This window comes from Desulforhopalus sp. (assembly GCA_030247675.1).
GTDB lineage: Bacteria > Desulfobacterota > Desulfobulbia > Desulfobulbales > Desulfocapsaceae > Desulforhopalus_A.
In genome coordinates this window covers 19,753-32,731 of the sequence record JAOTRX010000007.1, presented here as the reverse complement: position 1 = coordinate 32,731, position 12,979 = coordinate 19,753, and the positions used below count along the sequence as shown (strand labels likewise).

The 12,979-nt window shown below is 50.9% G+C and carries 12 protein-coding genes; 9 read left to right on the top strand and 3 right to left on the bottom strand.

What is annotated here, in order from left to right:
• Positions 1 to 2 precede the first annotated feature (2 nt).
• From OEL83_14925 to OEL83_14915, 3 genes are read left to right on the top strand one after another with little or no spacing between them, the layout of a single operon-like run.
• Positions 3 to 1,388 (top strand): sigma-54 dependent transcriptional regulator, encoded by a 1,386-nt coding sequence (locus OEL83_14925; GenBank protein ID MDK9708334.1) that lies wholly within the window; start codon positions 3 to 5, stop codon positions 1,386 to 1,388.
• Positions 1,372 to 3,261, top strand: a complete 1,890-nt coding sequence (locus OEL83_14920) for a bifunctional serine/threonine-protein kinase/formylglycine-generating enzyme family protein (protein MDK9708333.1) — start codon at positions 1,372 to 1,374, stop codon at positions 3,259 to 3,261. Before OEL83_14925 ends, OEL83_14920 begins: the two co-directional genes overlap by 17 nt.
• Before the next feature lie 11 nt (positions 3,262 to 3,272).
• A complete protein-coding gene (locus OEL83_14915) occupies positions 3,273 to 4,025 on the top strand; it encodes a metallophosphatase family protein (GenBank protein ID MDK9708332.1) in 753 nt (250 codons plus the stop codon).
• Positions 4,026 to 4,175: 150 nt separating this feature from the next.
• Here OEL83_14915 and OEL83_14910 read toward each other — a convergent pair whose 3' ends face one another.
• The gene (locus OEL83_14910) at positions 4,176 to 5,561 is read right to left on the bottom strand and encodes a sigma-54 dependent transcriptional regulator (GenBank protein ID MDK9708331.1); all 1,386 of its coding nucleotides are present in this window, start codon (positions 5,559 to 5,561) and stop codon (positions 4,176 to 4,178) included.
• Positions 5,562 to 5,568: 7 nt separating this feature from the next.
• Positions 5,569 to 7,326, bottom strand: a complete 1,758-nt coding sequence (locus OEL83_14905) for an ATP-binding protein (GenBank protein MDK9708330.1) — start codon at positions 7,324 to 7,326, stop codon at positions 5,569 to 5,571.
• A gap of 290 nt (positions 7,327 to 7,616) precedes the next feature.
• Between OEL83_14905 and OEL83_14900 the strand changes: the two genes are divergently transcribed.
• From OEL83_14900 to OEL83_14885, 4 genes are all read left to right on the top strand, one after another.
• Positions 7,617 to 7,994: a hypothetical protein gene (locus OEL83_14900; protein ID MDK9708329.1), complete on the top strand. Its 378-nt coding sequence runs from the start codon at positions 7,617 to 7,619 to the stop codon at positions 7,992 to 7,994.
• A gap of 145 nt (positions 7,995 to 8,139) precedes the next feature.
• Complete coding sequence (locus OEL83_14895) at positions 8,140 to 8,334, top strand: hypothetical protein (protein MDK9708328.1); 195 nt, start codon at positions 8,140 to 8,142, stop codon at positions 8,332 to 8,334.
• A 133-nt stretch (positions 8,335 to 8,467) separates the two neighbouring features.
• A complete protein-coding gene (locus OEL83_14890; GenBank protein ID MDK9708327.1) occupies positions 8,468 to 8,917 on the top strand; it encodes a PilZ domain-containing protein in 450 nt (149 codons plus the stop codon).
• 225 nt (positions 8,918 to 9,142) lie between these two features.
• Positions 9,143 to 11,548, top strand: coding sequence for a heavy metal translocating P-type ATPase (locus tag OEL83_14885; GenBank protein ID MDK9708326.1), 2,406 nt, complete (start codon positions 9,143 to 9,145; stop codon positions 11,546 to 11,548).
• On the opposite strand, the gene OEL83_14880 is transcribed toward OEL83_14885, so the two are convergent.
• The gene (locus OEL83_14880; GenBank protein MDK9708325.1) at positions 11,461 to 11,901 is read right to left on the bottom strand and encodes a hypothetical protein; all 441 of its coding nucleotides are present in this window, start codon (positions 11,899 to 11,901) and stop codon (positions 11,461 to 11,463) included. The genes OEL83_14885 and OEL83_14880 overlap by 88 nt on opposite strands.
• Before the next feature lie 291 nt (positions 11,902 to 12,192).
• Between OEL83_14880 and OEL83_14875 the strand changes: the two genes are divergently transcribed.
• Both OEL83_14875 and OEL83_14870 read left to right on the top strand, forming a co-directional pair.
• Entirely contained in the window at positions 12,193 to 12,570 is a 378-nt protein-coding gene (locus OEL83_14875; GenBank protein ID MDK9708324.1) for a hypothetical protein, read from the top strand.
• Positions 12,571 to 12,642: 72 nt separating this feature from the next.
• Positions 12,643 to 12,894: an SHOCT domain-containing protein gene (locus OEL83_14870; protein MDK9708323.1), complete on the top strand. Its 252-nt coding sequence runs from the start codon at positions 12,643 to 12,645 to the stop codon at positions 12,892 to 12,894.
• The last annotated feature ends 85 nt before the right edge of the window (positions 12,895 to 12,979 follow it).

Below are 12,979 nucleotides of genomic sequence, written 5' to 3'. Positions count from 1 at the left end.
TCATGAACGGAAAAATTCTGATTGTCGATGATGACGCGGCCCATCTGCACATGCTGCGGACCATCTTGAAAAGCCAGGGTCACGCTGTTGACAGTGCCATGAACGGAGAAGACGCCGTCCGCATGGTCAAAGACACCCCCTGTGACCTTATTTTAATGGATGTGCGCATGGCTAATATGGGCGGCATCGAGGCATTGCGGCAAATCAAGGAGTTCAATCCAGCCATACCGATCATCATCATGACCGCCTATTCATCGGTGGATACCGCCGTGGAGGCTATGAAACTCGGGGCCCATGACTATCTCACTAAACCTTTGAACTTTGAAGAACTGAAGCTCATCATCGATCGGGCCATGGAGCATCTGCAACTTACCCTGGAAAACAAGTCGTTTAAAGAACAGGCCGCAGCCGAAAACCGTTTCTCAGCAATCATCGGCTCCAGCTCTTCCATGAAACGAGTAGTAGACATGGCCAGGGTTGTTGCGCCCACTGAAGCAACCGTGCTGATCACCGGGGAAAGTGGCACCGGCAAGGAATTGTTTGCCAAAGCCATCCATACCAACAGTGAGAGGAAGAATGGTCCACTGGTGACGGTGAATTGCGCGGCACTCACCGAGACTCTTCTTGAATCGGAATTGTTCGGACATGAAAAAGGTGCCTTCACCGGCGCTGACCGACAACGAAACGGCCGGTTTATGCAGGCCGACAAAGGGACAATTTTTCTCGATGAGCTTGGCGAAATCCCCCTGTCGATGCAGGCCAAAATCCTCAGAACCATTCAGGAAAGGGAAATCCAGCGTTTGGGGAGCGACAAAACCTTAAAAGTCGATGTGCGGATTATTGCCGCAACCAACCGAATTCTTGAGGACGATGTCAAAGAAGGAAAATTCCGTGAGGACTTATTCTACCGCCTCAACGTGATGAATCTCCATGTTCCGCCACTGAGAGAGCGACAAGACGATATCTCCCTTTTAGCCATGCACTTTCTCAAGAAGTATGCCCTGAAAAACCGAAAAGACTTGCGGGGCTTCACCCCCATTGCCATGAATGTGCTGGCCAAGAGTGGCTGGCAGGGCAATGTCAGGGAACTGGAAAACGTCATCGAGCGGGCGGTGATCCTTACCATGAGCTCCTACATCTCCGATGCGGATCTGCCTCTGTCCTTGATGGCCACGTACCGCAAAGATCATAAGAACAATGTACCCACCTCCGGTCTCGGTGGCAAAACCCTGGATGAGATCGAAAGCCAGGCCATTCTTGAAACCCTTGAACAAACCCAGGGCAACAAAAGTGAAGCCGCCAAAATGCTGGACATCACGAGAACAACCCTTAACAACAAATTGAAAAAAATAACATCTCGGGGTGATTTGAATGACAACGTTAAGTGAAAACCTGTTCAAGGCTGGTGATGTGCTTAACCAAAAGTGGGTAATTCTCGAATTTATCGGCAAAGGAGGTGTGGGCGAGGTTTATCGGGCACATCAGGTCAGCCTTAATCGGGATGTTGCTATAAAGGTAATGCTGAAAGAATGGCTCGAAGGCCTTGATAAGGATGATGAAGAGGCTGAAACGCTGGCCCAACGGTTCCGGCGGGAAGTCCAAGCCATGGCGCTGATTTGTCACCCCAATGTATTGCAAGTCTTTGATTACGATTCCGTCACCGTGCAAAGGTGCGGTCAAGACACGCCCATTGAGTATATCGCCATGGAGTATGTTTCAGGCGGGACATTACGGACAACCATGTCGGAGGAAGGTTTTTATCCTGACCAAGCCGCTATCGGGAGGTGGATCACAAATTATTTTATCCCTGTGCTGGTGGGAGTTCAGGCCCTGCATGATCTTGAAATTGTGCATCGTGATTTAAAACCTGAAAATATTCTCATGGAGAATACCATCCCGAAGATTGCCGACTTCGGCCTGGCGCGTTCCTGCAGATTAAAGCCGGTAACTCAATCGATCGACGTTAAAGGCTCTCCTCAATATATGTCCCCCGAGCATTATTTTGATTTCAAAAGGGCCGATAAAAGAGCCGACATTTATTCCCTTGGCAAGATTTTATTTGAAGCTGTCGAGGGGAAAATCAAATCGAGTACGATACCGTTCCAAAGGGTCGGGCTAACCAAAACCGAATCCCCATTTCTCCAACAACTGAACCGAATCATTCAAAGCGCCACAGCGGAGAAAAAAGAAGAGAGGACAGAATCCGTTCAAGATTTGCGCGAGCAACTCGAGCAAGTCGTTAAGGCGTTCGAGGCCCAAGGACTCTCCGCGTCTCCTGACAGAAGAAGACCTGTATCCCTGTTTGCCCGGCCCAAATGGCTCTGGGCGGGAATCGTTGTTATTACACTTTTTGCAGTATTCGTAACCATATGGCACTTCATGGGTGAGCCCGGATGGAATTTTACCAAGGCCGGTTTTGAACAAGGCCAGGGCGGGCATGAATCACCAACAAAATCCGATAACGCCGAGGCCACCGCAAACTTGGATACCGTTGACTCTTTGACCGACTCTGAGCATATAGGAAACCAACACCTCATTACGGGTGGAGAGTTAATTATACCGGCGAGCGCCTCTGGGAGTGATAAGCAAACGGTTCAGCTCGAACCCTTCTACATCGATGAATTTTTAGTCACCAATCAGCAATTCGTCGATTTTCTCAATCACAATCTTGCCAAAATCAGTTTAGAAAAAGACGTGGTGACAGGCGATGGCGCAAACTGGTTACTTTTGGGTGAAGTACGTGCAGGTTACGAACCGATTGTATACAAAAATGAAAAATTTCATATAAGTAACCCAGCCTATATATCCAATCCAGCCCTGCGGGTAACCGGCTATGGCGCCACGGCCTTCGCCAATTTTTTTGACAGGCGGTTACTGATGGAGGCAGAGCTGTTGTATGTAATGATCAAGGGCGCGGCGCAATTAAATACGAAAGAGGAACCCCTCCCCAGCGACCGAAGTGCAAACACAAGAATTGAATCACACCTTGACAAGCTGGTCTTTTCGATGGCACTTTTCACTCCGAACACATTGGGTATCCGAGGCTTGAATGAGGGACTCGGTGAGTGGGTATTGAAAAGCTCGACCGCTTCTTCTGAGGATCAAACGAAAATGAGGAAATATGCTGTTATCGGTGGGCTAGAGGGCACACACCCAAATAGCCCCTTGCCGAAAAGTGTAGCTCGTTTTGCCTGGGAGGGGTTCGAAGAAATTGGTTTTAGAACAGCAAAGACCGCTGCTGACAGTGCGTCATTAAGATAAGAGAGACGACAATGCGACTGGCGGTGCTGTCGGATATTCATGGCAATCTGGAGGCATTCTATCGTTGTTTGAACGATATTGAACTTTCCGGTGTCGATCGGATCGTCAACCTGGGGGATAGCATCGGATATGGTCCGCAGCCGGAAGAGGTTCTCAACCTGTTGAAGAAGAGAGGCATTCCAAATATCCTTGGTAACCACGAACTGGCGGCAATCGATATTAATTTCCGCCTCTGGTTAACACCACGAACGCTTGAATCCATCAAGCATACATTGAAATATCTCTCATCCTCGTCTCTGTTATATATCAAAAATCTTCCGACCTGTAGTGTAGTTGAAGGGGCGCTTCTGGTGCATGGCTGTCCTCCTGATTCACCGACAATGTATCTAAACCAAATGAGTTTATCAGAAATCAGAGAGACTTTTGAATCAAACAAGTTCATCATTGCCTTTGCTGGGCATACCCACCGTCTGATGCTCATTCGCTATGACGGAAAAGATCTTGCATTCATACCTTTGAGCAACGACACCATCGTGCTTGAACAGGGGTATCGGTACATCGTAAACGTGGGCAGCGTTGGCCAGCCCCGAGATGACGATCCGCGTGCAAAATATGTGATCTGGGACAACAGTCTCAACACCATCGAGATTCGGCGCATCTCATATGATATTGACAAGACGGCTGCTACAATCATGAAACGAGGTTTTCAGCGCAGGGATGCGGACCGGCTCTTTTTAGGGGAGAGTAAGCAAACCGAAAAATAATTATTCGTTTCCCCTATCGGATCTTCCCATCGAATTGAAGTAAGTGTCACCCTCAAGTTTGAGCTTTGCAATCTTTCTCAATTTTGTGTTTTTGATGTGAACGAAAAAAGCCATTGACACAGAGTACTGCTGGTTCGGTTCAACAAGACCTCAATCAATGCCGTATTCTTTCAATTTCTTATAGAGAGTCTTTCTGTTTATCCCTAAGTTTTTAGCGGTGACGCTTTTATTGCCGCCGCTGTCTTCAAGTGTTGCCAAAATGGCTTCTCTCTCGATTTCTTCCAAAGGACGGATGGCTGCAACCGTCGGTGCCACGGATTGCTCTACCCAATCGCTTTTTTCGGTATAGGCATCGGTGATCGTAGCAGGCAATTCCTTTTCGGTGATATGTGCATCCAACAGAAGAATTACGGCCCGTTCGATGGTGTTTTCCAACTCCCGTACATTACCGGGCCAGGCGTGTTTCAACAGCATATCCATGGCCAACGGTGAAAACCCCTTGACCTGTTTATGGTTTTTGGTTGCGAATTTTTCGAGAAAATATTGGGCGAGGAGTGGTATGTCATCTTGCCGTTCGCAGAGGGGGGGAACTCGAAGAGTAACAACATTCAGCCGGTAGAAAAGATCTTCGCGAAATTTTCCGCTTTTTACCTCCTCTTCCAGGTTTCGATTGGTTGCGGCCAAAATGCGCACATCCACGCTCAACGTCTCTTCCCCGCCAACCCGCTGGATTTCCCTTTCCTGAATGACCCGCAGCAGTTTGGCCTGCATCGCTGCGGAGGTTTCGCCGATTTCATCAAGAAAAATGGTTCCCTTGTCGGCCAGCATGAAGCGACCCTCACGGCGTTTGTCGGCTCCGGTAAACGCCCCTTTCTCATGACCGAAGAGTTCCGATTCGAGCAAGGTCTCGGTAAGCGCTGCACAGTTGACCACCACCAGAGACTGGTCCTTCCGCCGGCTGTTGTGATGGATGGATTTGGCGATCAGCTCTTTCCCCGTTCCGCTTTTCCCGGTGATCAAAACGGTTGCCTCCGAAGGCGCGATCATGGCCAGCATTTCGACCAGTTCCTTCATCGGCTTGCTCTTGCCGATGATATTTTTCAAGTCGTAATCGGCACCCATCTTCGATTTCAACGTTGCATTTTCGGCTTTCAGGCCAGAATGCTCCAAGGTGCGTGACAGACTGAGTTTGAGTACCTCGAAGTCCAGGGGTTTGATCAAATAATCATAAGCCCCGGCTTTCAGTGCCTCGACAGCCGTATCGACCGAAGAGTAGGCGGTCATGATGAGAATCGGAATGGCCGGGTTGTATTGTTTGATGTGTCGAAGTGCTTCGATCCCATTCATCCGGGTCATACGGACATCCATCAGGACCAAATCAAACGGTCGCTCTTTGACTTTTTCAACCGCAACGCTGCCATCGTCGGCCACAGAGACCTGGTAGCCCCAGCTTCTGACTATGGTTTGCAGAATTTTCAAATGGTTCGAATCGTCATCGACGATAAGGACATGCGCGGGTTTTTGTTGTGTACTCATAAAGACCTCATCGAGTTGGCCTTAGCGGCAGAATAATGGAAAACACCGTGCCTTGACCGATAGTGCTGCGCACTTTCACTTGACCCTGGTGGGCTTCGACAATCTTGTGGACAATTGCCAAGCCCAGCCCGGTGCCCTTCGTCTTCGTGGTAAAATACGGGTCGAATATTTTGGTTAAATCATCTGCGGATATTCCCGAACCACTGTCCTTGATGTCGACGGCAAAGCCGCCGTTCCTGATGAAACTGCTGATTATCAGTCGGCCACCATTTTCCATGGCTTGCAGACCATTCAGGTATAAATTTAGAAAACACTGGGTCAGCCGATCCGGATCGGCCAATACCGGCTCCCCTTTTGGGCTGAGGTTCAAGTCAATCTGGATATTTTTGGCGATTGCTTCCTGTTTTACCAGTCGGGCCGAATGTTCCAGGATTTCATTAAGATTGGCCGGTCTCAGGTTCAACTCAGCCGGTCTCGCAAATTCCAGTAATTGGCTGATAACCCGGCCCAAACGATCCACCTCCTCGATCATGACCTCGGCCATCTCTTTATCCTCGCTGCCATCTGTAAATTTGCTTTTGTAATAGGAGGCGATGCCCTTGATGGAACTCAACGGGTTGCGGATTTCGTGGGCCACACCGGCGGCAAGACCACCGATAGCCGCCAGTTTTTCCTTGCGGCGAACTTCCTCCTCCAGCCGGCGGATCTCACCCAGGTCGCGAAGAATCAGCACTTGCCCGACAAATGTCCCTTCTTCATTGACGATGCTCGAAGCACTAATGCTGATCGGGACAATTTTATCCGCGGTGAATTCACACTCCATTTCTTTTTCGGATATGGACTCGCCACGATCCAGATATTCCCTCAAACCGCAAAAATTTGCCGGCATTATACTCGCCGGTTCATTTCCACGGGCATTCTTTAAATCAAGTCCGGTTATCCGCTCGGCGGCCTTGTTGTAAATTGATATTTTTCCATCCTTATCGGTTGCAACCAGCCCCACGGGAAGGCTTTTGACGACCTGATCGGCAATGGCGCTGGTATCCTGAAGCGACCTTTGGGTCGTGCGATAGCTCTGCAGCCAAAACATAGAAATGAAGCCTGCCATCCCCAGCACAATTAAAACGCCTGAAATGATCGCGGTGTTGCGAATATCCTCTCTGGCGGCATCCTGAAAAGGTTTGGGATCCAAGCCAACCAAGATGACTTTCTCTCCTTCACCTTCTCCCCGTGCAGAACACCAATCGTCACACTGCGACATTGTCGCGCTGCTTTGGTGGTGCATCCCACCAGTCTGGCCGGTAATCAATGTGAAGGCCCTGGAAACTTCAAACGATTGCTGCTGGTTGCCGATATCCTTAAATCGCCAGCTGATTGTTTCGGACGGTTGCACACCGGGCACCAAGAGACCGGCAAGGCGGGTCCCGACCAGTTCACGATTGCTGCTCGCCTGAACCAGACCGTCACGGTTTGTCACTGTTATATAGAGCACGCCGGGCAGCTGGGCGGTCTCCTCGATCAATTTCTGGACCTGACTTCCCCCCCACATCATGCCCATCATTCCTGTCCGGGCTCCGGCTTCTACCGCCTTGGCAATTACCGCCCCTTTTTCGGCCAGGATCCGGGACATGTATTGTTTTTCCCGACTGTAATTTTGTGCCGCAAACACCACCACGACAATCAGCAGGATGATCACCGATCCGATGATCGCCCACGGTGATGTGTGCAAGTGCCAACGACCCTTGGGCTTTTGTTTTGGAATCATGACGCCTCCGAAAAATAAATTGCTGGTCTTACCATACGAGCGAATGGGTATTTTGTAAACATTTGTTCCGCCTTGCATTGAAATAATGGGGTCAAAATACCCATCAAAGCATAATGGATGTTTTGCCGACTGATGAATTACCTGGGCAATGCACCGATATTTATAAATATATTTTTTCTTGGCGGCAGATGGCATGGATCTTGGATTAACTCTACCAACAGCAACCAAGGACCATGGGCTTGAAGCTTTTCAACAACCAAGTACCTCAGACAACACAAGGAGACACAACCATGAAAAAATCGATTCTCGCTCTCGCTGCACTTGCTACCATCACCCTGACCGGCACCCAGGTTTTTGCCTGCTATTGGGACGGCTACTGGGGTGGGTCCATGGGTGGGCCGATGGCCATGGTGGGCGGCGGAAACTATCAGGACTTCTATGCTAAAACGGCACAAATTCGCCAGGATCTGGCCGCCAAACAAGGCGAATACAACGCGCTGATGGCCTCCCCTAATCCCGACACCAAGCGCACCGGGGACTTGAACCGGGAGATAACCATCCTGCACGACAAACTGAGCGCCCAGGCCAGTACCCATAATCTTCCGGCGCTCAATGGCGGTCGCCATGGCAATATGAATGGCTACGCCATGGGTGGGGGATGCTGGTAACAACCACACAAAAGAGGCGGGTGGATCTGATACTCATCGGTCGAGCCGCCTTTATTTCAGAGGAGTAAAAATCATGTGGGGTTGCAATTACCTGCCGTTCTTTGGTGAATGACGGAACGGATTTTTTCCAGGCGGGGTTTTTGCCATGCTGATATGCCTTCTGGTAGTTGTCTTTCTGGTATATGGCGCGAGCCGGGTTTTCAGTTCTTTGTCGCGTCATCCCGACATATCATCCAGGGATCGCATTGATTCCCTGGAAATCTTAAAGGCCCGTTTTGCCAATGGGGAGGTTTCTCCGGTAGAATACGCCAAACTAAAAGAGATTCTGTCACGTCTTTAGCAAGGCATGGCTTTAAAAATTTTGACCCGGATTATTACGCCTCAAGCATCGACACGATTCGAAAAGAGGAGCTAAACCGGAACTCTACAATATACCTAGTGGTAATAACGAATAATTTAACGACGGAGTAGTCATGAAAAAGGAAGTAACAGGATGGGATCAGGTCCCATCGCTCCAGGGTCTTGAAGTGGATTGGCAATTCGAACCGGAGAACCCGCTTGGTAAAAGGGTCTGGCCGCGGATTCCCGGCAACGATCTCCATGAGAAATTTAACTTTAAGAATGCTTCCGCAAGGGAGAGTATCCCGGTAAAGGTGGTTGCGAAAGGTTTCGAAGAAACCGGGTACCTCATGGATATAGGCCAGGGTGGGATCGCGGTTTTGATGGATACTAAATTGAGCCAAGGACAATTGTTGAGAGTTGGCCTGTTCCTTGGCAAGTACAAACTGATTGCCCAGGTGGTGACACGAAATGTTCGGAATGTAGACTTCAGGTTTGTTTGTGGTATGGAGTTTTTCGAACTGGACAAGGACTCGAAAGATTATATTGCCGGGATTGTTTCTTCACAGATGTGGGCCTGGTAGCCTAAAATGCACGGCTTTTATGTTTGTGGAATTTTGCAACAGGCTCAATTATGGGCAGAGTTGAGTTTGAGAAGGTGAATAACAGGCGTCGTACAGGGGGCTGCCGAACTGGTCTGACTGGTAAGCTTTTAGGTTGCCATTCGCATTCTCCACTTGTTCCTTAATTCCAGAGTGACTACAGAAATTCTAATGTACTATACATTAGTCAAGCCGGAGAAATCAGCTATGAGCACATGCGGTTCAAAAGGGTGTAGTTGTTCGGCCCTGCCGATAATCCAACCCACGATACCAGTCCAAATGACGATCGAATCGACAGCAGCGGTCTACCGCATCGAGAACATGGATTGCCCGACGGAAGAGGCGTTGATCCGGAGCAAACTGGCCGAAATACCAGGGGTGATCCGGCTCGATTTCAACTTGATGCAACGCACTGTAGCCGTGCACAGTACGAACTCATCACTTTCTCTTGTTGAGCAGGCCCTGGCCACCATTGGCATGCAAGCCGTGCGCATGGATGAGGCATCAGCCGGACAAACGACCAAACTGTCCATCGCTAAGATGGATTGCCCAACCGAAGAGGCGCTGATTCGCAACAAGCTTGGCACCATGGCCGGGATCTCTGGACTGGAATTCAACTTGATCCAGCGCACACTGTCGGTGCGTCATGCCGGCTGCATATTGCCTGATGTGCTTGTGGCGCTGGAAACGCTTGGGCTTGAAGCGCAGGTTCTTGATACAAAAGGCGCTACACCCGCATCGGTTGCCCCTGTAATCTCGCCTACGAACTGGTGGCCGTTGGGCATATCCTTGATTGCCGCATCGGCTGCGGAAGTCGTCTACTGGCTCCATAACGGCAACCATTGGTCGGTTGTTGTGCTAGCGCTCGCCGCCGTTTTCACGGGTGGCCTCTCTACCTACAAAAAGGGCTGGATCGCCCTCAAGAATCGCAATCTCAACATGAATGCCCTGATGTCGATTGCCGTCACAGGTGCCATGCTAATAGGTCATTGGCCCGAAGCAGCAATGGTAATGGTACTTTTCGCGCTCGCCGAGGTGATCGAAACCAAGTCGCTGGATCACGCCCGCAATGCCATCCGTGGCCTGCTCGATCTGGCGCCAGAAAAGGCCACAGTGCTGAAACCGAACGGTTTATGGCATGAGGTAGAAGCCAAACAAGTCGCCATCGGCAGCCGTGTTCGAGTCAAGCCGGGTGAGCGAGTTGCCCTCGACGGCGAAATTCTTGAAGGACACTCCACAATAAATCAGGCACCGATCACAGGTGAAAGCCTTCCGGTTGAAAAAGCCCCTGGCGATTCAGTGTTTGCCGGCACAATTAACGAATCTGGCTCATTCGAGTACCGTGTCACAGCCGTCGCCAACAACTCCACGTTGGCTCGCATCATCCATGCGGTAGAAGCGGCGCAAGGCAGTCGCGCACCCACTCAGCGCTTTGTCGATCAATTCGCACGCTGGTACACGCCCACCGTGTTTGGCGCTGCCATCGCCGTCGCGTTGCTGCCCCCACTATTCGTGGGGGCAGCATGGTTGGACTGGATTTACCGAGCCCTGGTTTTATTGGTTGTCGCCTGCCCGTGCGCACTGGTTATTTCAACGCCGGTCAGCATTGTCAGTGGCTTGGCGACCGCAGCACGCCACGGCATTCTCATCAAGGGTGGCGCTTATCTGGAAACGGGCCGTAACCTGCGCTGGTTGGCACTGGACAAGACCGGTACAATCACCCACGGCAGGCCTGTGCAGACCGATTTTGTGTCGTGGGGCAAGTCGCCGCCCACTTATACCCGCAGCATTGCCGCGAGTCTAGCGGCTCTCTCCGACCATCCGGTATCCAAGGCGGTGGCGCAGGCAGCACATGCTGATGGCATTACCCTGCTTGACGTTGCTCAGTTCACTGCGCTTCCCGGTCGAGGTGTGCGTGGCCAAATCAATTGCGAGACCTATCATATCGGCAACCATCGGATGATCGAAGAAAGTGGGCATTGTACGCCGGAACTGGAACAATATATCGCTAAGTTAGAGACCGAAGGCAAATCCGTAGTGGCACTGGTGGGCGCAAGTGGTGTTCAGGCCCTTATTGCGGTGGCGGACACTATCAAGGACAGCAGTCGAAATGCCATCGGCGAACTGCATGCGCTGGGCATTAATACCATGATGTTGACCGGTGACAACCAACATACAGCGCAGGCCATTGCAACACAAGCTGGCATCGACTGCGCTCTGGGCAACCTGCTGCCGGACGACAAACTGCGCGAGGTCGAAAAATTGGCACTGACTGGCGCTGTGGGCATGGTAGGTGACGGTATCAACGATGCGCCGGCTTTGGCGCGCGCCAACATTGGATTCGCAATGGGGGCCGCTGGCTCGGACACCGCCATCGAGACGGCAGACGTGGCCCTCATGGACGACGATCTCCGTAAGATTCCGATGTTTGTGCGCTTGTCGCGAGCTACGGCGCAGGTGCTCACGCAAAACATCGTGCTCGCCCTCGGCATCAAGATGGTGTTTCTTGTGCTCACTTTTACCGGTTACGCAACCATGTGGATGGCTGTGTTTGCCGACATGGGGGCCAGCCTGCTCGTTGTTGGCAACGGCTTGAGGTTGTTGCGCCGATAAGCTGGAATTGCCTTGTCTGTAACCAGGGTACTGCTTGCCTGGACCTGGCCGTCACGGTTTGTCTCTGTAATATAGAGCACGCCGGGCAGTTGGGCGGTCTCCTCGATCAACGTTTGGACCTGTCGTCTCCCCCACATCATGCCCATCATTCCCGTCCGGGCTCCAGCCTCCACCGCCTTGGCAATGACTGTGCCTTTTTCGGCCAAGATCAAGGACATGTATTGTCTTTCCCGATTGTAATTTTGTACTGCAAACACCACCACGACAATCAGCAGGATGACCACCGAGCCGATGATCGCCCACGGTGATGTACGCAAGCGCCAGTGACCTAAGGGCTTTTGTTTTAGAATCATGACGCCTCCGAAGAATAAATCGATAGCCCTATCGTACGAACGAATGGGTACTTTGTAAACATTTTGTCCCGCCTTTTATTGAAATGTTGGGGCCAAAATACCCATCAGGCCATAATGGATGGTTTGCCGACTGATGAATCATCTTTGCAATACACCGATATTGCATAATATTTTCTGTTTTTCGGCATATGGCATGGATATTGGAATAGCTATATCAACAGCAACCAAAGCCCATGGGCTTTAAGTTTTTCAACAACCAAGCACCTCAAACAACACCAAGGAGACACAGCCATGAAAAAATCGATTCTCGCTCTCGCTGCACTTGCTACCATCACCCTGACCGGCACCCAGGTTTTTGCCTGCTATTGGGACGGCTACTGGGGTGGGTCCATGGGTGGGCCGATGGCCATGGTGGGCGGCGGAAACTATCAGGACTTCTATGCTAAAACGGCACAAATTCGCCAGGATCTGGCCGCCAAACAAGGCGAATACAACGCGCTGATGGCTGCAACCAACCCCGACCCCAAACAGGCTGCGGATCTGAGCCGGGAGATAACCGTCCTCCACGATCAGTTGAGCGCCCAGGCCAAGTCTTTTAATCTGCCGGCCCCAGGCACCGGACACTCTGGCCATATGAACGGATACGCCATGATGGGCGGATGCTGGTAACAACAATGAAGCGAGACGAGACGACCGGATCGTGTCCGGTCGTCTCTTTTGCATAACCGGAGAGTATTGATTATGTGGGGTTGCGACTACTTGTCGTTCTCGGGCGGGTGGGGGAGCGGCATTTTCCCCCTGCTGATATGGCTCCTGATTATAGCGTTGGCGATCTATGCGGCGATGTGGATGTTCTGGACTCGAACACCCAATACAGATGCATGGTCCCAGGACCGCATCGATTCCATGCAAATTTTGAAAGCGAGATTTGCCAACGGAGAGATCACCCAGGAAGAATTCGCCAAAATGAAACACGTTCTTTCCCAGTCATAGGGCATTGCCGGATTTGTCCGAAATTATCCTCAGCTCCTGACTGATGCCCAAATATCCATGACAATAAGACCAAAAATGGCGAGGA